This window comes from Xanthomonas sp. NCPPB 1638, from assembly GCF_041475635.2.
GTDB classification, from domain to species: domain Bacteria; phylum Pseudomonadota; class Gammaproteobacteria; order Xanthomonadales; family Xanthomonadaceae; genus Xanthomonas; species Xanthomonas cucurbitae.
On sequence record NZ_CM192984.1, the window covers coordinates 286825 to 309076 of the forward strand.

A 22252-nucleotide genomic window follows, 5' to 3' on the forward strand; every position below is an offset into this window, starting at 1 on the left:
CTGCGCATGCACGCCAACCACACCGCCGCGACCGCTGCCGCCCGTTCCCCTGGTGCGCTGCCGCCGCGCTCCCCGCTGGCGCTGGCGCTGGCCGCCGCGCTCACACTCAGTGCGCCTGCCGCCGCGCAGGTTGCCAGTACTCAGCTGCCGACCAACGGCAGCATTGTCGGTGGCACCGGCGCCCTCCCGGTACCTACCGGCGCCAGCCAGGTCATCACCCAGACCTCGGACCGGATGGCATTGACCTGGTCCTCCTTCAACCTCGGCGCGGATGCCACGCTGCGGTTCGACCAGCCCTCCAGCGCTGCGGTGGTGCTCAATTTGATTGGCGGCAGTTCGGCCAGCCAGATCTTTGGCAAACTCAACGCCAACGGGCAGGTGTTCCTGGTCAATAGCAATGGCGTGCTGTTCGGCCCTGGCGCGCAGGTCAATGTCGGCGGCCTGGTGGCCAGCAGCCTGGGTATGAGCGCGGCCGATTTCATGAACAACGGCAACACGCTCGATGCCGGCGGCGGCACTTCGTTCGTCTCCAACAACGGCACCATCACTGCGGCGGCAGGCTCGGTCAACCTGATCGGTGGCCAGGTCGTCAACAACGGCACCATCACCGCCACGGCGGGCAACATCACACTGGCCGGCGCCAACCGCGCCACGCTCAATTTCGAAAGTGGCGGTTTCGGCGTCGTCATCGAGACAGGGTTGCAAAGCCAGCTAGGCGGAGCGGCGGCGAACAACACCGACAGTCTGATCGCACCCGGCGGTACCATCACCTTGCAGGCCAGCGCCGCCAGAGCGCTGTTCAACCAGCTCGTCAACAACAGCGGCATCATCAGCGCTGTTTCGCTGTCCGATGTCGGAAGGGACGGCAATGTCTCGTTGGTTGCCAATGGCAGCACTGAAACATCGATTGGTGGCAGCGGCAGCATCAATGTCGGCAGCGGCTCGATCAGCTATATCACTGAGGGCAGCGTGCAGCAAACCGGCACCCTGACCGCCGGCGACCTGTTTGCCAGCGTCAGCAAAAACCTGCTGCTCACCGGCGAGAACAAGATCGCCAAGATCAATGGCTTCATAGACGGCGATCTGAGCCTGACCAATGCGCGCGATCTCGGTCAGGGCACCGCCCTCCAGGTGAAGGGGATCAGTACGTTCGCGCTCGGGTCCCATGCGCTCACCCTGAACACTACGAGCAACGACTTCGTCAAAGCGGTGAACATCAAGGCCGGTGCCACCAGCATCACCGATGGCAATGCGCTGACGCTGGGCGAACTGACCACCGGGAACCTGACCGCCGCCAGCACTGGCGCGTTGAACCTGGGCAGCGGCACCATCACCGGCACGCTGACCGCCACCAGCAACAACGGTGCGATCACCCAGGCCAACGGCCTGACCGTGACCGGTGCAAGTAGCCTCAATGCCGGCAGTGGCGCGATCACGCTGACCACCGGCAACAACGACTTCCAGCAGTCCGTCGCGCTGACCGGCGGCCTCACCAGCATCGCCGATGGCAATGCGCTGACACTGGGCACGCTCAACACCGGCAACCTCACCGCCACCAGTAACGGCGCATTGAACCTGGGCAGCGGCACCATCACTGGTACGCTGGCCGCCACCAGCAACAATGGCGCAATCACCCAGGCCAACGGCCTGACCGTGACCGGCAACAGCACGTTGAATGCCGGCAGCGCTGGCATCACGCTGGAGAATGCCGACAACGAGTTCCAGGGCGCCGTCGGCGCCACCGGCAACGGCATCGCCCTCACCGACCGCAACACGCTGACGGTCTCCTCGATCGCCGGCAACACCAGCGGCAACATCGTGTTGAACGCGCAGGCGATCACGCTACCGACATCGGCGATCACCGCCGGCACCGGTGGACTGACCCTGACCGCAAACGCCGGTCCACTGGCCACCCAGGGTGCCCTCAGCGGCGGCAATGTCGTGCTCGACGCCCGCGACGGGCTGACGCTTGCGCACGACATCACCGCCAACAACACCTTGACCCTGCGCACGGCCAATGCCGCGATCGAGCAGACCGCCGGCCAATTGCTGGTGCGCGAGACGACCAGTGCAAACGCCGGCACCGCCGCCATCAGCTTGACCGGCAACAACGACTTCCAGCAGGCCGTCACGCTCAGCGGCGGCCTCACCAACATCAACGACCGCAATGCGTTGACGCTGGGCACGCTCAACACCGGCAACCTCACCGCCACCAGCAACGGCGCATTGAACCTGGGCAGCGGCACGATCGATGGCATCTTGGTCGCCACCAGCAACGGCGGGGCCGTGACGCAGACCGGTGCGTTGCTGGTCACTGGCACCAGTACGGTCGATGCCGGCAGCGGCGCGCTCGTGCTGAACTCCGACGGCAATGATTTCCGCGGTGCGCTCACCCTGGCGGCGGGCAACGCGCAGATCGTGGATTCCAACCTGCTCACCCTGGAGCGGTTCGTCACCGGCGCGCTCGACGTCACCAGCCATGGGCAGCTGGATCTGGGCCAGGGCAGTGCGGGCAGCCTGCTGGCGGTCAGCAACGGTGCTGCCATCGGGCAGGCCGGTGCACTGGTCATCGCCGGCAACAGCGTGATCGACGCCGGCGCCGGCGCGGTCACCTTGAACCAGGCCGGAAACGACTTCGGCGGCACCGTGGCCGTGGCCGCCGGTGCGGTACAACTGCGCGATGCCCATGCGCTGTCGCTGGCAACCTCGCGCATGGGCAGCATCGCCGCCGTCGCCAACGGTGCCATCGCACAGACAGGCACGTTGTCGGTGTCTGGCGATGCCTCGTTCGATGCGGGTGCGGGCACCATTGCATTGACAGCGCCAGGCAACGACTTCGCTGGAACCGTCTCGCTGCGTGGTGGCGCGGTGGGGATTGCCGATGCCACTGCATTGACGCTGGGGCGGCTGGACACCTCCACGCTGCAGGCCACCAGCCAGGGCGATCTGAATCTGGGGGTTGGCGTCGTCGCCGGCACGCTGTCGGCGCGCAGCAATGGCGGTGCGATCAGGCAGGGCGGCTCGCTCCGTGTCCTTGGTGACGCTGTGCTTGACGCAGGCGCGGGCGCCATCTTCTTGAACGATCCAGCCAACGATCTGGCGGGCAAGCTCACGCTCAACGCGGCAGCGGCGCGGATTGGTACCGCTACGCCACTGACGCTGGGCATGCTCAACGTCGGAGAGCTGCATGTCTCGACGGTGGGTGCGCTCAATCTCGGCAAGGGTACGGTCGGTACGCTGGCGGCGAGCAGCGTGTTCGGCTCGGTGTCGCAGACGGGGCCACTGGTGGTCTCAGGCAGCAGCGTCATCGAAGCGAACGCCGGTGACGTCAGGTTGGACAACGTCGGCAACGATTTCGTCGGCGCGCTATCGGTGTTCTCACAAGGTGTGACGCTGGTGGACCGTAATGCATTGACGCTGGGCAACGTTGGCGCCGATCGCCTCACGGTGACCAGCACCGGTGCGCTGGACCTGGGAATGGCCGGCGTGCGTGGCGATTTGCGTGCAACCAGCAATGGCGGCGCGATCGGCCAGGCCTTTTCGATTGGGGTGGGTGGCGACAGCATGATCGATGCCGGTACCGGAACGATCACGCTCACCCACCGGTTCAACGACTTCCAGGGCGGAGTGCGCCTTGTCGGTGGTGCGAGCCAGATCGTCGATCGCAATGCACTCAGCCTGGAGACCTTTGCGGTGACCAGCCTGCGCGCAACCAGCAACGAACGTGCCCTGGACGCGACGGTGAAGGACACGCTCAGCCTGGGTAGCGGTCGCAGCGACGGTGCACTGACGGCCATCAGCAACGGCGGCGACATCGTGCAACGCGGTGCGCTCAGCGTGGGCGGCGCGACCACCCTCGATAGCAGCACCGGCAGCCTCGGTGCCGACGCCGGCACTATCACGCTGACCGGCAACAATGCTTTCGCAGGCACGGTGAGCCTCACCGGTGGCGCGACCCAGCTCACGGCCGGCTCCGCGCTCACCCTGGGCACGCTGGACACCGGTGCACTCACCATCGCCAGCAACGGCGCACTGAATCTGGGCCAGGGCCGCGTCGATGGCGCGTTGACCGCCACCAGCAACGGCGGCCGCATCACCCAGGCAGGCGCACTGCGCGTCAACGGCACCAGCACGCTCAATGCTGTCAGTGGTGCCATCGCGCTGGACGACGCCGGCAACGATTTCGCCGGTGCAGTGAACGCGATCGCCTCCGGCATCGCGTTGGTGGATCGCAACGACCTGCAGATGGCGTCCTTGCAGAGCAGCGGCAACGCCTCGGTCTCGCTGGATGCCGGCGGTGCCTTGCAGCTGCCTGCCAGTGCGATCGATGTCGGTACCGGCGCGCTCAGCCTCACGGCGCGCGGCGCTGTCCTCACCACCACGCACGCCGTGCGCGGTGGCGATGTGCAGCTCAGCGGTGCCAACGGGATTGCACTGGGCGAGGGCATCACCGCCGGCGGCACGCTGAGCCTGCGCAGCACCAACGCCGCCATCACCCAGGGCGCGGGCACGCTGCAGGTCGCCGGCAACAGCGTGGTGGATGCCGGCAGCGGCGCGATCGTGCTGGATGCGGCGGGCAACGATTTCCAGGGAGGGCTTGCCCTGACCGGCGGCGCCACGCGGGTGCGCGATGCCAATGCGCTCAGCCTGGATGCACTCGACACCGGCGCATTGAATGTCACCAGCAACGGTGCATTGAACCTGGGTTTTGGCCTGGTCAACGGCGATCTGGATGCCACCAGCAACGGCGGTGCGGTGAGCCAGACCGGCGCGCTGACCGTCACCGGTGCCAGCCGCATCAATAGCGCCGGCGCAACCATCGCGCTGGCCGATACGGGCAATGATTTCCAATCCATCCTCAGCCTGAGCGGCGGCGATACCCGCGTGCGCGATCGCAACGCACTGACACTGGGCAACCTGGACGTGGGCGCGCTGGATGCGGCCAGCGGTGCCGGCCTGAACCTGGGCCAGGGCCGCATCGGCGGCACGCTGCTGGCGCGTAGCGGCACCGCTGCGGGTAGCGACAATGGCAGGGTCACCGCGCAGGCCATCGCGCGCCCGGCCGCAACCGGCGCCGATATCACCCAGCAGGGCGCCTTGACCGTCCTCGGCAACAGCCTGCTCGACGCCGGCACCGGTGCCATCGTGCTCACCGACGCCGGCAACGATTTCCAGGGGAGTGTGCAGGCCAGCGGCGGCAGCATCGCCCTGGCCGATCGCAACGCCCTGGCCGCCGCCGTGCAATCCAGCGGTGCGGTGGACCTGCAGGCCGGCGGACAGCTGTCCAGCAGTGGCGCGATCACCGGCAACACCGTGGCGTTGACCAGCGGCGGTGCCATGCTGCTCGGCCACGATGTCGCCACGGCCGGCACGCTCAGCCTGCATAGCGGCGGTGCGATCACCCAGCGCGCTGGCAGCCTGCGTGTCGGCCAGCTCAACGGCAGCGCCGCCGGTGCGGCCACGCTCGCCGGTGCCGGCAACAGCATCGGCACCTTGGCCGATGTCAGCGCGCAGGGGCTGGACGTGTTCAGCGCCACCACGCTGCAGGTCAGCGGGCGCGTGGATGGCGGCACGTTGTTGCGGCTGGGCAGTGGCGCGGTGTTGCTGCTGGATGGACAGCTCAGCGGTGCCAGCACCTGGCTGCAGGCCACAGCGGGCATTGACCAGCGCGCCGGCAGTACGCTGGGTACCAACCTGCTCAGTGGCAGTGCCGGTGGTCCGGTCATGCTGGGCGATGCGGCCACCTTCATCGACAACCGCGTGGTGCGCCTGGGCGACTTCACGGCCGGCAATGGTTTCAGCCTGACCAACGCCGGCACCCTCACCCTGGTGCGGGCCAACGGCAGCGTCTACAGCGTGGATGCCGGCAACAGCGCCTTGTTCCTGTCGGTGCGCGGCGATCTGTTGCAGGAAGGCCGCGCCACCCTGCGCGATGGCACCGGCAGCTTCTCGGCCACCGGCCGCATCGGCACCCAGCAGGACCCGATCTACCTCATCGGCAGCGGGTCGCAGACCATCGGCATGGTGGGCGCGCCACCGGCCTACTTCGACGCCACCACCGCCGCTGGCGGCCTGCTGGACCTGAGCGGCGGCTCCAGCTTCAACGTGCCGGCCTCTGCGTTCGCCAGTCGCGCGCAGAGTTCGGCCAACCGCACCATCGCCTTTGTTGATCTGTCCAGCTCCGGGACGCCGTATCGCGCGTTCGGCCTGGTTCGCCCCGGCCTGCGCCTGCCCGACGACCAGCAGCCGGCCTGCGATGCCGGCGACCCGGACGCGGTCTGTACCCCCCAGTAATCGCCCCGCCGCCGCCTCGTTGCGGCGGCTCCCCCGACGGAGCCCATGCCATGCACGACGACAGCACCCTGCAGACCCTGCTCGCACCGGTCAGCGACGACGCACCGGCCGGCCCGGATCTGGAATACGACCCGGACTTCCTGCGCCTGGAGCGCGACTCGGCCATCCGCGCCGAGCGCAGCCTGGGCGATGCCGTCATTGCCGCCGAAGAGCCGGACTGGGACAAGGTGCAGACGCTGGCGCTGGAGCTGAGCCGGCGCAGCCGCGACCTGCGCGTGGCCAGCCGGCTCGGCGCGGCCTGGCTGCGCTTGCGCGGGCTGCCCGGCTGGGCCGACACCCTGGCGCTGATCCACGGCCTGCTGGAGCAGCATTGGGACAGCGTGCACCCGCAACTGGATGCCGACGACGACAACGACCCCACCTCGCGCGTCAACGCCCTGGTCGGCCTGAGCGACCCCATGGGCCTGCTGGGCGCGCTGCGCACCACCGCATTCGTGCAGTCGCCGCGGCTGGGCCGTTTCAGCCTGCGCGACCTGCGCGTAGCCAACGGCAGCATCAAGCTAGCCGACGGGCAGAGCGGCCCCAGCCTGGCCGAGATCGAAGCCTGCTGCCTGGACTGCGCGCTCGAGACCCTGGCCGCCTCTGCCCAGGCCATCACCGATGCGCTGGCGCGCACGCGTGCGATCGACGCCCTGCTGACCGAACGCCTGGGCACCGCCGCGCCAGACCTGCGCCCGCTGTTGACCGACCTACGCGAGCTGGAGCGCTTCGTGTTGCCGCATTGGCAGGCGCGCGACGGCGGTGCCACCGCCGGCACGCGAGGGCGAGGTGGCATCCAGCAGCGCCCGCCCACCCGGTGCCATTGCCGGCCCGGACGATGTGCTGCGCCGCCTGGACGAGATCTGCGCCTACTACGCGCGCTGCGAGCCTTCCAGCCCGGTCCCGATGCTGTTGCGCCGCGCCCAGCGCCTGGTGGGCTGCGACTTCCTGGCCTTGATGAAGGAACTGGCCCCGGCCGGCATCGACGACCTGCAACGCGTCACCGGCCCGCTGGAAGAACGCTGAGCATTGCCGGCACGAGCGGCCGGCAACGCCGCCGTGCTTACGCTCTACGATTCCCGATTCCCGATTCCCGAATCACCAGCTATACAGCTGCCAATGTACCTTGTTGACCTTGTCCTTCTCCGCATCGGTGTGTCCATCGTGGTCGCGGTCGTAGAGGAAATACGGCGCACCGCGTGCCGGCGTGACGCGCACCATTTCCAGTTCACCGTTGACGCGGTATTCGTCCACCTTGTCGCCATTGCCCATGGTCTTGCTGGTGACGTCGGCATTGGCTGGCACATCGCCGCCGCCAGGATTGGTGGTGGCACAGCCGCCAAGCAGCACTAGCGGCAGCAGCAAGAAACGTGCTTTGTTCATCGTGATGGTCCGTGTGAGGTCGCCGCCGAGTATGCGCCGGCCGGGTGCGCTGTGGGCGTGCAGCGTAGAATCGGGCCATGAGCAGATTAGTCCTGATCGACGGGTCCAGTTACCTGTATCGCGCGTTCCACGCGCTTCCGCCGCTGACCAACGCCCAGGGCGAGCCCACCGGCGCCTTGTTCGGCGTGGTCAACATGCTGCGCGCCACCTTGAAGGAGCGCCCGGCCTACGTCGCCTTCGTGGTGGATGCGCCCGGCAAGACATTTCGTGATGACTTGTATGCCGACTACAAGGCCAACCGCCCGTCCATGCCCGACGACTTGCGCGCGCAGGTGCAGCCCATGTGCGACATCGTGCATGCGCTGGGCATCGACATCCTGCGCATCGACGGCGTGGAAGCGGACGATGTGATCGGCACGCTGGCGTTGCAAGGTGCCAGCGATGGCCTGGCCGTCACCATCTCCACTGGCGACAAGGACTTCGCCCAGCTGGTGCGTCCGGGCATCGAACTGGTCAACACCATGAGCGGCAGCCGCATGGACTCGGACGAAGCGGTGATCGCCAAGTTCGGCGTGCGCCCCGACCAGATCGTGGACCTGCTGGCGCTGATGGGCGATGCCATCGACAACGTGCCCGGCGTGGAAAAGTGCGGCCCCAAGACCGCCGCCAAATGGCTGGCCGAATACGACTCGCTCGACGGGGTCATCGCCAATGCCGACAAGATCAAGGGCAAGATCGGCGACAACCTGCGCGCCGCGCTGCCGCGGCTGCCGCTCAACCGCGAGCTGGTCACCATCAAGACCGACGTGACCCTGGCCAGCGGCCCGCGCGCGCTGGAGCTGCGCGAGCCCAACAGCGAAACGCTGGCCGCGCTGTATGCCCGCTATGGCTTCAGCCAGGCACTGCGCGAACTCGGTGGCGCCGCCGCCGCTGGCGTGCAGACCGAAGCGATGGCGGTGGCCCGCACCGAACCCGGCCGCGCCCGCGGCACCGGCTTCGTCTCCGGCCCAGCCAGCGCGCCGGTAGATATCGATCCGGCACTGGCCGCACCCGGCCAGTACGAGACAATCCTGACCCAGGAACAGCTGGACAGCTGGATCGCGCGCCTGCGTGAGGCCGGCCAGTTCGCCTTCGATACCGAAACCGACAGCCTGGATGCCCTGCAGGCCAACCTGATCGGCCTCAGCGTCGCCGCCGAGCCCGGCTACGCCGCCTACCTGCCGTTCGGCCACGACTTCCCCGGTGCCCCCGCCCAGCTCGACCGCACCCAGGCACTGGCGCAGCTGGCACCGCTGCTCACCGACCCGGCCGTGCGCAAGCTCGGCCAGCACGGCAAGTACGACCTGCACGTGATGCGCCGCCACGGCGTGGAGCTGGCCGGCTATGCCGATGACACCTTGCTGGAGAGCTTCGTGCTCAATTCCGGCAGCGCCCGCCACGACATGGACAGCCTGGCCAAGCGCTATCTGGGCTACGACACGGTCACGTACGAAGACATCTGCGGCAAGGGCGCCAAGCAGATCCCGTTCGCCCATGTCAGCCTGGAAGACGCCACCGGCTACGCTGCCGAAGACGCCGACATCACCCTGCGCCTGCACCAGGTGCTGGGCCAGCGCCTGGCCGCCGAGCCCAGCCTGGAGCGCGTCTATCGCGAGATCGAAATGCCGCTGGTGAGCGTGCTGGCGCGCATCGAGGCCAACGGCGTGTGCGTGGACGCAGCCGAACTGCGCCGCCAGAGCGCGGACCTGTCCAAGCGCATGCTCGCCGCCCAGCAGAAGGCCACCGAGCTGGCCGGGCGCACCTTCAACCTGGATTCGCCCAAGCAGCTGCAGGCGCTGCTGTTCGACGAGCTCAAGCTGCCCGCCGTGGTCAAGACGCCCAAGGGCCAGCCCTCGACGAATGAGGAAGCGCTGGAAGCCATCGCCGACCAGCACGAACTGCCGCGGGTGATCCTGGAGTACCGCGGCCTGGCCAAGCTGCGCAGCACCTACACCGACAAGCTGCCGGAGATGATCCACCCGCAGTCCGGGCGCGTGCACACCAGCTACCACCAGGCCGGCGCCGCCACCGGGCGGTTGTCCTCGTCCGACCCGAATCTGCAGAACATCCCGATCCGCACCGAAGACGGCCGCCGCATCCGCCGCGCCTTCGTCGCCCCGGCCGGGCGCAAGCTGATCGCCTGCGACTACTCACAGATCGAGCTGCGCATCATGGCGCACCTGTCCGGCGACCCTGGCCTGGTGGGTGCGTTCGAGTCCGGTGCCGACGTGCACCGCGCCACCGCTGCGGAAGTGTTCGGCCGCACCATCGACACCGTCAGCGGGGATGAGCGCCGCGCCGCCAAGGCGATCAACTTCGGCCTGATGTACGGCATGAGCGCCTTCGGCCTGGCACGTCAGCTCGGCATCGGCCGTGGCGAAGCGCAGGACTACATCGCGCTGTACTTCAGCCGCTACCCGGGCGTGCGCGACTTCATGGAGACCACGCGCCAGCAGGCGCGCGACAAGGGCTACGTGGAAACCGTGTTCGGCCGCCGCCTGTATCTGGACTTCATCAACGCCGGCAGCCAGGGCCAGCGCGCCGGTGCCGAGCGCGCCGCCATCAACGCCCCGATGCAGGGCACCGCCGCCGACATCATCAAGCGCGCCATGGTCAGCGTGGATGGCTGGATCGCCGACCACGCGCAACGCGCACAGATGATCTTGCAGGTGCACGATGAATTGGTGTTCGAAGCAGACATCGATTTCGTCGATACGCTACTGGCCGAAGTCACCACGCGCATGGCCGCTGCCGCCGCGTTGCGCGTGCCGCTGGTGGTGGATTCGGGCATTGGCGATAACTGGGACCAGGCGCACTGACGTGATGAATTCCAGCGATATGCTGGATACACAGATCAGTTATACGGAGCGCGCGTGATAACGCAACTGCATGCAGCGTCGAGGGAATGAATAACCGCTAAATTCTACATTTTTTTAACAGTTATCTTCACGATCCATCAATGTGGAAAGTGGTGTTATATCCCTCGACGGGCGCAACGCCTGTCGGCAGATCTCTCCCATCCCCTGGAGCAGATCTCGGAGCGGAAACTCCTCCCCAAGTTTCCGTTCCCTGGCCCCGCCGACCTCCCCCTGGTCTGCGGGGCTTTTTATTTTCTACGGTTGAAAGCGCGGATTGCCTTACGCTGCGGCACGCTTTGGGATGTTGCGCGCTGTTTGCGCAGTATGTCTTAATCACAAATTTGAATAGGCCAAACTAATCCACTGAATCAACACAGTGTTTCATCTCGCCAATTCAGGTTTATATGGCGGCGCTGGCCGCCTGCATCAGTGCAGACGTAAAAGCCAACGGCCGGACCACGCTTGCCAGCCGCCAGCCGCCAGCCGCCAGCCGCCGATAGGATCAACCCAGCCAGTCGCGGGGCACCAGATAATCCAGCAAGCGCGCTTCGGCACTGCCAGGCTCGGCTGCATGGCCGTACTCCCAGCGCACCCGCGGCGGCAGGCTCATCAAGATGCTCTCCGCTCGCCCGCCGCTTTGCAGCCCGAACAAGGTGCCGCGGTCGTAGACCAGGTTGAACTCCACATAGCGCCCGCGGCGGTACAGCTGGAACTCGCGTTCGCGCTCGCCGAAAGGCTGGTCCTTGCGGCGCTGCACGATCGGAATGTAGGCGTCCAGGAAGCCATTGCCCACCGCCTGCTGGTAGGCGAAGTCGCGTTCGAAGTCCTGGCCCAGGTCGTCGAAGAACAGGCCGCCCACGCCACGCGTTTCGTTGCGGTGGCGCAGGAAGAAATACTCGTCGCACCAGCGCTTGTGCGCGGCGTAGCGTTCCTCGCCGAACGGCACACACAGCGCCTGCGCGGTGCGATGCCAGTGCTGCACGTCTTCGTCCACCGGGTAGAACGGGGTCAGGTCGAAGCCGCCGCCGAACCACGCCGCCACCACCTCGCCATCGCGTTCGGCGCGAAAGTAGCGCACGTTCATGTGCGTGGTGGGCACATGCGGATTGTGCGGATGGAACACCAGCGACACCCCGCAGGCGCGCCAGGTGGCGCCTGCCAGTTCCGGGCGGTGGGCACTGGCCGAGGGCGGCAGGCGGGTGCCGGAGACGTCTGAAAAACCGATGCCGGCCTGTTCGAATACCGCACCATCGCGCAGGATGCGGGTGCGCCCGCCGCCGCCTTCCTCGCGTTGCCATAGGTCTTCGGAGAAGCGCGCCCGGCCATCGGCGGCCTCTACGGCGGCGCAGATGCGGTCCTGCAGGTCGGTCAGATAATCGCGTACACGGTCGAATTCGTTCATGCTCCGATTCTAAATCGTGTCTCGCCGCCAGTGCGCCCACCCACGCGCGCTCGTTTGTCGCAGGGCGAGGTGCGGCGCGTGCAGTCGCTCAGCTGAACTCGGCGCGCACCGCTGGCGTGCACAGCCGCCAGGCCAGCGCCGCGTGCAGGCCGCCGATGGCCAGTGCACCCAGCCCGGTGAGGACCAGCGCCATTTGCCGGGTGGCCTGTAGACGCACCTGCAATTGCGGCCATTCGGGGCTGTGCACCAGTTCGGCAGGCAGCATTGCCTGCACGCCGTCGAACAGCGGCCCGATCAGGGCCAGCCCGGCGAAGTTCAGCAGGCCGGTGGCGAGCAACACCACCACGAAACCGATGCGTGCCCATTCGCGGCGCTGCAGCAGCGCCCAGCTCAGCCAGGCAAACGCGACCGACAGCACCACGCCGAGCAGCGACAGCGCCATCGCATGGTCGATCAGCCATTGCCAGGCGTGCGGGATCCGCATGCCGGCAGGCAGCGCAAGCGTGCCGGCATCGGGCACCGCCACCAGCACCACGACCTGCAACAGATTGCCTAGCACACTGACCACACCCAGCAACAGCGACACCCAGGCCAGTGGCGTCACCAACCCGCCGCGCGGCTGCAACGCGGTGCGGTGCGGGGCGTTCATTGCAGCGCGGCGATGTGCGCCGCAACCACCGCCTGCCCGGGCGGGTCCAGCGCGGGTTGCAGCTGTGCATACCAGCCGGGCAGGGCATCGGCCGGCAGGCACTGGCGCAGCAACGGCGTGCTGCGTTCCAGGAACGCCTCCAGGAACGGCAGGCCGCGCACCTGCAGAAAGTGGCTGTCGGTGATCGACATGCCGGCGTACGCCTCGCGCAGCCATTCCAGGTGCGGCAGGGCATGCGCGCCGTGGCCGGCGCGGGTCAGCGCGGTCAGGAAGCTGGTGCGTGCAACGGCCGGCGAAGTCGCGCGTTCGTGCGCGTTGAGATCGTCGAAGGTCAGCAACCACTGCTCACCGCGCGCGATCTCGTTGCACATCACCGCGGTGGTGGCCAGCTGCAACGCGTTGTGCGCTGTGGGCTCCAGCTCATACAGGGCCAGCCAATGCGGATAGGCCTCGCGGTAGCGATCCAGTGCGCTCAGCGACAACGCGCACAGCCGTTGCGCGTCGGCACCGGTCTGCAGCTGCGCCAACGCCGCGCTGTAGGCGCCAACGTGATCGCCACGCTGGAATGCAGCCAGCGCCGGTTGCAGGGCCGGGTCGATGGCGCTGGCCGCTGTCGCGTCTTCTTCTATAGCGGCCGGCGCCACGGTGGGCTCGGTGCGCGGCGTCTTTGCCGCGGCGGTGTTGCGTCCAAACAAACGGTCCCACAGGCCCATCGCCTCTCCTCGTATGCGCCGACGTCGTTGACGATCGCCACCAAGCAGGCGGCGCACCGGGCATGCGGCAGACCGGTGCAGCAGGGCGCGAATGCAGCATCGCTTTGCCGATCCTGGTACCAAGCTTAGAGCCACCGGCGTACGGGCAGGTGAGCGCATGGCAACGCGGCATGCGCTTGCACGGCAGGCGCTGCCGCTCGCCTGCAGGGGCCGCAGACGCGATGCCCTGTTCCTTGCGCGCTCGCTGCGCCCATCTCGCAATGGGCGCAGCATCGGCTCAGCGCTGTGGCTTCACCTGTTCGTTGAACAGCTTGAGGATGCGCTTGTACTCGTCCAGCCACGCGTCGGCGCGGGTAAAGCCGTGGCGTTCCAGCGGATACGGCGCCACCTGCCAGTTGTCCTTGTGCAACTCGATCAGCTTCTGCGTCATGTCCACCGAGTCCTTGAAGAACACGTTGTCGTCGATCATGCCGTGCGCGATCAGCAGATGGTCCTGCAGCCCATCGGCGTAGTTGATCGGCGAGGACGTCTTGTACGCCTGCGGGTCGAGCTCGGGCGTGTTGAGAATGTTGGAGGTGTACTCGTGGTTGTACTGCATCCAGTCGCCCACTGGCCGCAGCGCCGCGCCCGCCTTGAACGTGCCTGGGCTGCGGAACAGCGCCATGTAGGTCATGAAACCGCCGTAGGAACCGCCATAGATGCCGGCACGCGCACGGTCACCCTGCTTGGTGGTCACCAGCCAGTCCAGCCCGTCCAGGTAGTCTTCCAGTTCCGGGTGGCCCATGTTGCGGTAGATCGCGGTGCGCCAGTCGCGGCCGTAGCCTTCGGAGGCGCGATAGTCCAGATCCAGCACGATGTAGCCCTGCTGCACCAGTAGGTTGTGGAACATCTGCTCGCGGAAATACGGCGTATAGCGTTGCGAAACGTTCTGCAGGTAGCCGGCGCCGTGCACGAACATCACGATCGGATACTGCTTGCCCGGCTCGGGCGTCTGCGGGCCGTAGTACTTGCCCCAGACCGTGCCGGCTCCATGCTTGGAGGGTATCTGTACGTATTGCGGTGCGATCCACGACTGCGCCTTGAAGGCTGCTGTGCGCGTATCGGTGAGTACCCTGGCCTGGCCGCCGGCGGCCGGCACCACCGCCAGTTGCGGCGGCAGATACGCACCGGAGTAACGCACCAACAGCTGCTGCCCGTTCGGCGACAGGCTGAAGCCTTCCACGCCGTTCAAAGCGGTCACTTCGGTGAGTTGGTCGGTGCGCAGGTCGAGCTTGCACACCTCGTAGTCGCCCGGCCACTTCTGGTTGCACAGGAAGTACATGCCGCTGCCATCGGCACTGGGCACCGGCAGTGACACTTCCCACTTGCCACGCGTGCGCTGGCGCGGCTTGCCGTTGCCGTCCACGGTATACAGGTGCGAATAACCGGATTCTTCGGACAGCAGCCACAGCGTGCGGTTGTCGGGCAGCCAACCGAAATCGTTGAAGTCCCAGCTGATCCAGGCGCCATCGCTCAGCCGATGGCGTGGCTGCAGCTTGGCCGTGTCCAGATCCACGCTGGCGATCCAGCGGTCCTTGTTGTCGGTGGCGCGGATTTCCACTGCCACGTTGCGGCCGTCGTCGCTCCAGTGCACGGCCGGGCCGCTGCCATCGCCATCGCTTTCCACGCGCACGGTGCGGTTGCCCTTGAGCGCATCGCGCTTGGCGGCCTTGCGCAGGCTTGCCAGCGGGTCGGTGGCGATGCCCGGCAGCGCGTCGAACGAGAGCTGCCGCGCACTGCCGGCGGTGACATCCACCAGCCACAGCGTGTGCGCGACCGGCGCATTGCGTCCCACGCGGGTACGCACTTCCTGGAATTCCTCGTAACCGGATTCGGTGACGTACTTGGGCATCTTGCCGGCCTGGCCTTCTTCGGCGCTCTTGGCCTGGGTGACCACCAGCAGGTGGCGGCCGTCCGGCGACAAGGCGCTGTCGACGATCTCGACTTCATCGCCCAGATACACCGGCGCGGCGGCGCGGGTGGCATCGGCACGGCGCCAGGCATCTTCCTGGCTGCGCAGCGCATCGCGCTGTTCGCGGTCGTCCCGCAGCGTCGCCAGGGTGGCCAGTTGCTGCTCGCGCAACGTATCGGCCTTGGGCACGGCATTGGGGTCGCGCTCGGCCTTGACCACGGCAACCTGCGCAGTGCCGCCATCGGAGCGCCAGTGGTACCAGTTGTTGCCGGCACGCCAGATCGCACCGCCATCGCTGGCGAACTGCGGCCGCGATTCGACCTCGTTGCTGCGGGTCAGCTGGGTGAGCGCGCCCGAGCGCAGATCGCGCAGGAAGATGTCGCCGTTGCGCGCGAACAACATGCGCTGGCGGGTGGCGTCATAGCTGGGGTTGGCGGCATCCAGGCCGGCGCGGGCGGTATCGGCGACGCGTTCGGCGGCGGCACCGTCGATGCCCTGGCGGTAGGTGTCGCGCACCGGGCTGTCGTCGCGCTTGAGCAGGTATTGCACCTGTTTGCCGTCCCATTGCCACCATGCCTGATCGACCGACGGCCCGATCCAGTCCGGATCGGCCATGACCCGTTCAATGGTGAGCGGTGCGGCGGACTGCGCGTGCGCGGCGGCAGTCAGCAGCAGAAGGGTCAACGGCAGCAATCTGGGCATCGGCAACGACGGGGTACTGAAGAGAACGGCCAAGCCTAGCAGCTCATCCGCACGCAAGGCTTGGGCCACAGGTCATGCGGCGGTTGTCCACGCGCAGTCACCAGCGCGCCTGGCGAGCGCGACAATGGCCGAAGATCCGTGGCCTGGTGGCTTCGTCGCCGCGGCCTCGGGAACACCGGCAGCGCGCCAGCGGCGCATGCGTGCCCCGGGCTGGCGACCTGCCGACTTGCCAGCGGCCCGGGCGGGGCGCCAAGCTAGCGCGCTTTTGCGATTGTCGATGCACATGCCCAGCCTGTCTGCTCCTGCCCTTTCCCACCCCATGGCCGTCGGCGCGCCTGGCCGGCCGCTGGCGTGGCGCGCGGGACAGTCGGTGGATCTGGCAACCTTCACAGCGCACGTGCACGGTCTGGCACAGCAACTGCCGCAAGGCCGCCACGCGGTGAATCTATGCGAAGACCGCTACCACTTCATGGTGGCGTTCTATGCCTGCGCGCTGCGCGGGCAGGTGTCGCTGCTGCCGTCCTCGCGCGCGCCGGCCGTGGTCGGCGAAGTGCAGGCACGCCATGCCGACACCTATTGCCTGGGCGATCTGTCGCTGGAGCTGGCGCCGCCGCGTTACTGGCAGCTGCCGGCCGAGCTGCCGCAGGCCGATGGCCCGATCCCGCTGCTGGCCGACGATGCCTTGGTGGCGATCGGCTTCACCTCCGGAAGTACCGGTGCACCGCAACCTAATCCCAAGACCTGGGGTAGCTTTCTGACCAGCACGCGACAGGATCTGGTGGCGCTGCAAAGCCTGTGGGCGCACACCGATGCGGTGCCGCATGTGGTGGCCACGGTACCGCCGCAGCACATGTACGGCATGGAATTGTCGGTGCTGTTGCCGATGGTGACCGCGTTGGCGGTACATGCCGGGCGCCCGTTCTTTCCGGACGATGTGGCGCGTGCGCTGGCAGAGATTCCGGAGCCGCGCGTGCTGGTGACCACGCCGGTGCATCTGCGCGCGCTGGTCGAATCGGGCGTGGTACTGCCGCCGTTGGTGGGCATCGTCTCGGCCACGGCACCGCTGGCGCAGGAGGTCGCGGCGGCGGCCGAGGCGCGCTTCGGCGGGGAAGTGCGCGAGATGTTCGGCTCCACCGAGACCTGCGTGTTCGCCGTGCGTCGCACCGCGCTGGAAGCGGCTTGGACCCCGCTGCCGGGCGTGCGGTTGCAGGTGCAGGAGGCCGGCACGTTGGTGCATGCCCCGCATCTGGCCACACCGGTGTTGCTGGCCGACATGATGGATGTTGCCGAAGACGGCCGCTTCCAGGTGCGCGGGCGCCAGGCCGACCTGCTGGAAATCGCCGGCAAGCGCGCTTCGCTGGCCGATCTCACCCGCCGCCTGCTCGCCGTTCCTGGCGTGATCGATGGCATCGTCGTGCAACTCACGCCCGACGCCGGACAAGCCGTCGGACGCATCGCCGCACTGGTGGTGGCGCCTGCGCTGGACGAAGCGCAGATCCTTGCCGCGCTGCGCGCCAGCATCGATCCGGTGTTCCTGCCGCGCCGCCTGCGCAAGCTCGCGGTACTGCCGCGCAACGAAACCGGCAAGCTGCCGCGTGATCTGGTGCTGGGCCTGCTCAACGGCTGAGCGCTGCAATCGCGCAGCAGCGCGCCGGGCATGCCGTTCAGTGCGCTGCGGGTGCCGCGCGGCGTGACACAGCGGCGATCATGACCGCGCAGAGCGCTTGCCAGCGCCGGGCACCGGGCGGTCCAGCACGCGGAGCTGCCGGCTGCCGCAGTGCAGGCTCACCCATGCACGCCATCGATCTCCACCGCCAGCTCGTCGCGGCAGATCACCGCGTGCAGCAGCAGGCGCGGAACCGCATCACCGAAGCGCGCATCCAGGGCGTGAGCGACCTTGGCCAGGTCGTCCTGCTCGCGCACATACACCTTCAGCCGGGTGCCGGCGCCGAACTGCGCGGGCAGGGCAGGTGCATGCGTCCGTGCAGCACCGAGCAGGGCATCGAAATTGGCGAAGGTTTCTTCCAACTGCGCCAGCAATTGGCCGGTATGCATCGAGGCATGCCCGACCACAGCGGCGGTGCCCGAGAGCAGCAGCGGCATGTCGCTGCCGGCCGGCGGCAACATCGCGCGGGCGAAACTTGGCGGCTGCGGGCCGTACTGGCGCGGGTAGTTGTAGGCACTGACCTGGCGCGGGTTTTCCAGCGGCAGGCCGGCCTCGGCGGCGGCCAGCCAGTAGATCTGGATGACGCGTTCAGCATCGCAGCGACCCACCGCGGTGGCGGCCGGTAGCTGCGCGGTGTCGAATGCGCCCAGCCCGCGTGCGCGACCCACGCAGAACTGGCGGTAGCGCTCGCGATCGCCGCTGCCCAGGGTGATGGCATCGAGGTAGTTCCAGATGCGCAACAGGCGCGGCGTGTCGCTGCCGCTGACGAAGGATGTGATCTCGGCATAGGCCTTGGCGGCGGCGTCTTCGATATCGACATCCTGCTCGTCGATTTCGATCACGCCGAACTGCAGGCGGCCGTCGCTGGACCAGGCGATGTTGCCATCGCGGCCGCTACGCACCGGCGCATCGGTGCGCCACACTTCCAGCACATCGGCCTGGTACGGCTGCAGCGGCACACGCAGATAGCGCGGGTCGTGCAGGCGTGGCGCAGTTGTGCCAAAGCCGAATACCGCCAGCACCTGCTGATCGGTCAGTAGCGCGGCCGGGTCGGTCTGGTCGACATAATCGACCTGCAGGCGGGGAGCGCGCAGGGGCTGCGCAGTAGGCGCGGGGGAAGCGGTCATTGACTGTCTCGGTGCAAGGTGTCGCCGTCGAAACCGAGCCTGGCCTGGCGCCGGCGTTGGCGCCACGAGTGCCAGGCACGCGGCAGCATCGACAGCGTGGTGAGTGCGTAGATGGCGCGGAAGGCACGCAGGCGCAGGCGAACTTTGGGGCTGTCGAACACATCGCCGGCCAGCATCGCCACCACGGCCTGTTCCAGCTGCAGCACGTTCTGCGGTTGCGCGAACAGGCTGCGCATGGTCGGCGAGGTGAAGCGGTAGATGAACCACTTGAATTCGTCGATGCCGCGGTTGAGCTCACGCTGCAATGCGCGCTGCAGCATGGCTTCGTGCTGCGGCGTGCGCAGCGCCGCGTCCACCATCGCCGCGCCGCGTTCGGCGCTGTGCATGGCCAGGAACACGCCGGAGGAAAACATCGGATCGACGAAGGTGTAGGCATCGCCGAGCATCAGCCAGCGCGGCCCGGCCATGCGCGTGCATGCGTAGGCGTAGTTGCCGGTGGCATGCACCGGCGCCACGCGCTGCGCACCAGCCATACGCTCGGTGACTTCGGCGTTGAGCGCCAGCGTGCGCATCAGAAACCCCTCGCTGTCGCCCTTGCGCGTCTTCATGTATTCGGGGTAGCAGACCGCGCCCACGCTCATGATGTCGTCGGGCAACGGGATCAGCCACATCCAGCCATGTGCATGCCGGTAGATGCTGATGTTGCCGGCATCCTCGCCCGGGCGGCGGGTCACGCCGCGGAAGTGGCTGAACAGCGCGGCAGACTGGTGCTTGGCATTGGCGCGTTTGAGTTTGAGCCGGTTGCCCAGGAAGGTGTCACGGCCGCTGGCGTCGAGCAGGTAGCGCGGGCGGAACTGCTGTACTTGGCCGTCGGCCGTGCGCGCCCGCAGCAGCGGTTGCTCGCCGTCCAGGTCCACCTGTTCCACCGCGACCTGCTCGCGCGCATCCACGCCCACTGCTCGTGCGCGCGCGAACAGCACCTCGTCGAACTGCGCGCGCGGGACCTGGAAGGCGAAGTCGGCCTTGGCATCGAGCGCGTGCGAAAAGCGGAACGTGTTGTAGCCGCCGGCATCGTTGGGAAAATCCGCGCCGCGCTTGAGCACGCCGATGCGGCGCACCTGTTCCAGCACGCCCAGGCGCTCGAGAATGGGCATGTTCATCGGCAGCAGCGATTCGCCGATATGAAAGCGCGGATGCTGTGCCTTCTCCAGCAGTGTCACCGCCCAACCGAGCTCGGCCAGTACAATGGCCGCAGCGCAACCAGCCGGTCCGCCGCCAACGATCACGACGTCCGGACACTCCGGTCCGGGGGCCGGCCCGGCGGCCGGGATGGGGCGAACAACGGGAGAAGTCATCCTGGAACGAACCTGCAGCGGGCGAGCGTGATGCAGTCATGATAGCCTGACCGGCGGCCCGGACTGCTGTGCGGGCCGTCTGTCCCTCACAGGACGACCATTGCAAGGACAGGGCGATCGCCGGATGCGCGCTGGGCCGGGCGCGCGACCCGACAGGTACGCTACGTACACTGCCGGCTCGATGCCTCGCCCACCACGACCATCGGCCTTGGTGCCCGGTTGGCGCGCTGGTCCCCTCTGCCACGACCTTTTACCCTGGAAACCCTCTGGATGTCTTCGCAAACCGCTGCCGAACGTGAACTGGCCGAACTCCTGGTCGAAAGCCTGAACCTGGAAGACGTCCAACCCGCCGACATCGAGCCAGAGGCGCCATTGTTCAACACCGGGTTGGGGCTGGATTCGATCGATGCACTGGAACTGGCGCTGGCGATCAGCAAGCGCTACGGCTTCCAGCTGCGCTCGGACAACGACGAAAACCGTCGCATCTTCGCGTCGTTGCGCGCATTGTCGGCGCATGTCCAAGCCAACAAGACCGTCTGAGGCGCCCGCCGCCGCGCCTGGCGAGTCTGCGCCTTGGGTGCTGGGCGTGGGCGTGCTGCTGGCGGTGGCGTACTCGCCGCTGGCGCATTGGGCCAACGCCAGTCATCGCCCCGAACTGGCCGTGGTGGCCGGCGGCCTGTTGGTGCTGATGGTGCTGATCGAGCCGATGGTCGGCCGTCGGCCGTGGGCCTGGATGCTGGCGCTGGCGACCCTGGCCGGTCTGTGGGCGTTGTGGCAGTCGCCGTACGCGATGCTGTTGCTGGCCGCGCCGCCGGTGGTGTTCACCGGTTGGATCGCCTGGTTCTTCGGGCGCAGCCTGCGCCGCGGGCGCACGCCGTTGATTACCCGCATCGTCGAAGGGCTGTACCGCCAGGCCGGCGTGCCGCTGACCCCGGCGCAGTACCGCTATACGCGCCGCCTCACCCTGGCCTGGGCGCTGCTGCTGTGCGGGTTGGCCCTGGTCAACCTGGTGCTGGGCCTGTGCGCAGAACCCAGTGGCGTGCTGGCGCAACTGGGCATTGCCTCGCCACTGCCGATCAGCGATGCGCGCGCCTCGTTGTTTGCCAACCTGCTCGCCTATGGCGTGCTGGGCGGGTTCTTCGTCGGGGAATATTGCTTGCGCGCCCGCTGGTTTCCGCAGCGGCCCTACCGTAATCTGCTGGACTTCATGCGGCAGATGGCGCGGCTCGGGCCGGACTTCTGGCGCGATTTGCTACGCTGACGGCGTAGCTCAAGGGCACCGACGTTCGTGCACAGTTTCGGGGACAAGACAAAAATGCCGTTGGCAAGGATGCCGTCGCGCCTGGCGTGGGCCGTGTTCAATTTGCTGCAACTGGCCTTCACGCTGGCGTTTACCGCTGGCGGCATCGTCTATGCGCTGTTGCTGCTGGCACTGACCCGCGATGCCGACCGCCTGCTGCGCATGGGCGGCTGGATGTGGGCGCCGGTGCTGTTCCGCGGCGCGGGCGCCCGGGTGATTGTGGAAGGGCGCGACCAGGTCGATTGGTCCAGGAACTACCTGTTCGTCAGCAACCACCAGTCGATCATCGACATCTGCGCGCTGTTCTACGCACTGCCGGTGCCACTGCGTTTTCTGCTCAAGGAAGAAATGCTCAAGGTGCCGTTCGTGAACTGGTATGCGCGCGCCACCGGCATGCTGTTCCTGGACCGCGACAGCCGCCGGGCCGGAGCGCTGGTGCGGCGGCAGGCGGCCGCGCTGCTGCGCGAGGGCAAGCAGTTGTGTCTGTTTCCCGAAGGCACCCGTAGCCGTAGCGGCGCATTATTGCCATTCAAGGCCGGGCTGCTGCAGGCCGCTATCGATGCTGGCGTGCAGGTGGTCCCGGTGGCGCTGGATGGCTGTGGCAAGGTGTTGCCGGTAGATGGTGTGTTCAGGGTGCGCCCCGGCATCATCCGCGTGCGCATCGGCGCGCCCATCGCCGTCGCCGGGCCGGATGCACCGGACCGCCAGCAATTGACCAAGCAGGCACACAAGGCCGTGGCTGCAATGCTTCAACCCAGGATCTGAGTTCTACGC

At 67.5% G+C, this 22252-nt stretch carries 13 protein-coding genes and 1 pseudogene; 7 read left to right on the forward strand and 7 right to left on the reverse strand.

Translation table 11 applies throughout. From position 1 onward, the window contains the following. Positions 1 to 6: 6 nt before the first annotated feature. Entirely contained in the window at positions 7 to 6294 is a 6288-nt protein-coding gene (locus tag ACCQ13_RS01190) for a beta strand repeat-containing protein (protein ID WP_223214387.1), read from the forward strand. A gap of 50 nt (positions 6295 to 6344) precedes the next feature. Next, a pseudogene (tssA, locus tag ACCQ13_RS01195) lies at positions 6345 to 7359 on the forward strand (type VI secretion system protein TssA). A 72-nt stretch (positions 7360 to 7431) separates the two neighbouring features. Here the strand turns inward: tssA and ACCQ13_RS01200 are convergent. Beyond that, on the reverse strand, positions 7432 to 7716 hold the full coding sequence (locus tag ACCQ13_RS01200; protein ID WP_104604196.1) for a DUF2782 domain-containing protein: 285 nt from the start codon (positions 7714 to 7716) through the stop codon (positions 7432 to 7434). A 77-nt stretch (positions 7717 to 7793) separates the two neighbouring features. On the opposite strand from ACCQ13_RS01200, the gene polA reads away from it, so the two are divergent. After that, positions 7794 to 10574, forward strand: coding sequence for a DNA polymerase I (polA, locus tag ACCQ13_RS01205; RefSeq protein ID WP_159406483.1), 2781 nt, complete (start codon positions 7794 to 7796; stop codon positions 10572 to 10574). Between the two features lie 541 nt (positions 10575 to 11115). Here polA and hemF read toward each other — a convergent pair. The 4 genes from hemF to ACCQ13_RS01225 form a co-directional block, all read right to left on the reverse strand. Continuing rightward, positions 11116 to 12015, reverse strand: coding sequence for an oxygen-dependent coproporphyrinogen oxidase (gene hemF, locus ACCQ13_RS01210; RefSeq protein WP_159406484.1), 900 nt, complete (start codon positions 12013 to 12015; stop codon positions 11116 to 11118). A gap of 88 nt (positions 12016 to 12103) precedes the next feature. Next, on the reverse strand, positions 12104 to 12664 hold the full coding sequence (locus ACCQ13_RS01215; RefSeq protein WP_159406485.1) for a hypothetical protein: 561 nt from the start codon (positions 12662 to 12664) through the stop codon (positions 12104 to 12106). Continuing rightward, entirely contained in the window at positions 12661 to 13377 is a 717-nt protein-coding gene (locus tag ACCQ13_RS01220; RefSeq protein ID WP_159406486.1) for a hypothetical protein, read from the reverse strand. The genes ACCQ13_RS01215 and ACCQ13_RS01220 overlap by 4 nt, the downstream gene beginning before the upstream one ends. A gap of 277 nt (positions 13378 to 13654) precedes the next feature. Then, on the reverse strand, positions 13655 to 16021 hold the full coding sequence (locus ACCQ13_RS01225) for a S9 family peptidase (RefSeq protein ID WP_159407902.1): 2367 nt from the start codon (positions 16019 to 16021) through the stop codon (positions 13655 to 13657). Positions 16022 to 16313: 292 nt separating this feature from the next. Between ACCQ13_RS01225 and ACCQ13_RS01230 the strand changes: the two genes are divergently transcribed. Further along, positions 16314 to 17657, forward strand: coding sequence for an AMP-binding protein (locus ACCQ13_RS01230; protein WP_104604190.1), 1344 nt, complete (start codon positions 16314 to 16316; stop codon positions 17655 to 17657). A gap of 158 nt (positions 17658 to 17815) precedes the next feature. On the opposite strand, the gene ACCQ13_RS01235 is transcribed toward ACCQ13_RS01230, so the two are convergent. Beyond that, complete coding sequence (locus ACCQ13_RS01235; protein WP_167526803.1) at positions 17816 to 18823, reverse strand: chorismate transformation FkbO/Hyg5 family protein; 1008 nt, start codon at positions 18821 to 18823, stop codon at positions 17816 to 17818. Continuing rightward, positions 18820 to 20154 (reverse strand): NAD(P)/FAD-dependent oxidoreductase, encoded by a 1335-nt coding sequence (locus ACCQ13_RS01240; protein ID WP_159407903.1) that lies wholly within the window; start codon positions 20152 to 20154, stop codon positions 18820 to 18822. Before ACCQ13_RS01240 ends, ACCQ13_RS01235 begins: the two co-directional genes overlap by 4 nt. A gap of 294 nt (positions 20155 to 20448) precedes the next feature. On the opposite strand from ACCQ13_RS01240, the gene xanC reads away from it, so the two are divergent. From xanC to ACCQ13_RS01255, 3 genes are read left to right on the forward strand one after another with little or no spacing between them, the layout of a single operon-like run. Next, complete coding sequence (xanC, locus tag ACCQ13_RS01245) at positions 20449 to 20718, forward strand: xanthomonadin biosynthesis acyl carrier protein XanC (protein WP_104604189.1); 270 nt, start codon at positions 20449 to 20451, stop codon at positions 20716 to 20718. A 37-nt stretch (positions 20719 to 20755) separates the two neighbouring features. Continuing rightward, a complete protein-coding gene (locus ACCQ13_RS01250; RefSeq protein ID WP_167526992.1) occupies positions 20756 to 21439 on the forward strand; it encodes a COG4648 family protein in 684 nt (227 codons plus the stop codon). A 54-nt stretch (positions 21440 to 21493) separates the two neighbouring features. Beyond that, the gene (locus ACCQ13_RS01255) at positions 21494 to 22243 is read left to right on the forward strand and encodes a lysophospholipid acyltransferase family protein (protein WP_104604187.1); all 750 of its coding nucleotides are present in this window, start codon (positions 21494 to 21496) and stop codon (positions 22241 to 22243) included. Positions 22244 to 22252: the final 9 nt, after the last annotated feature.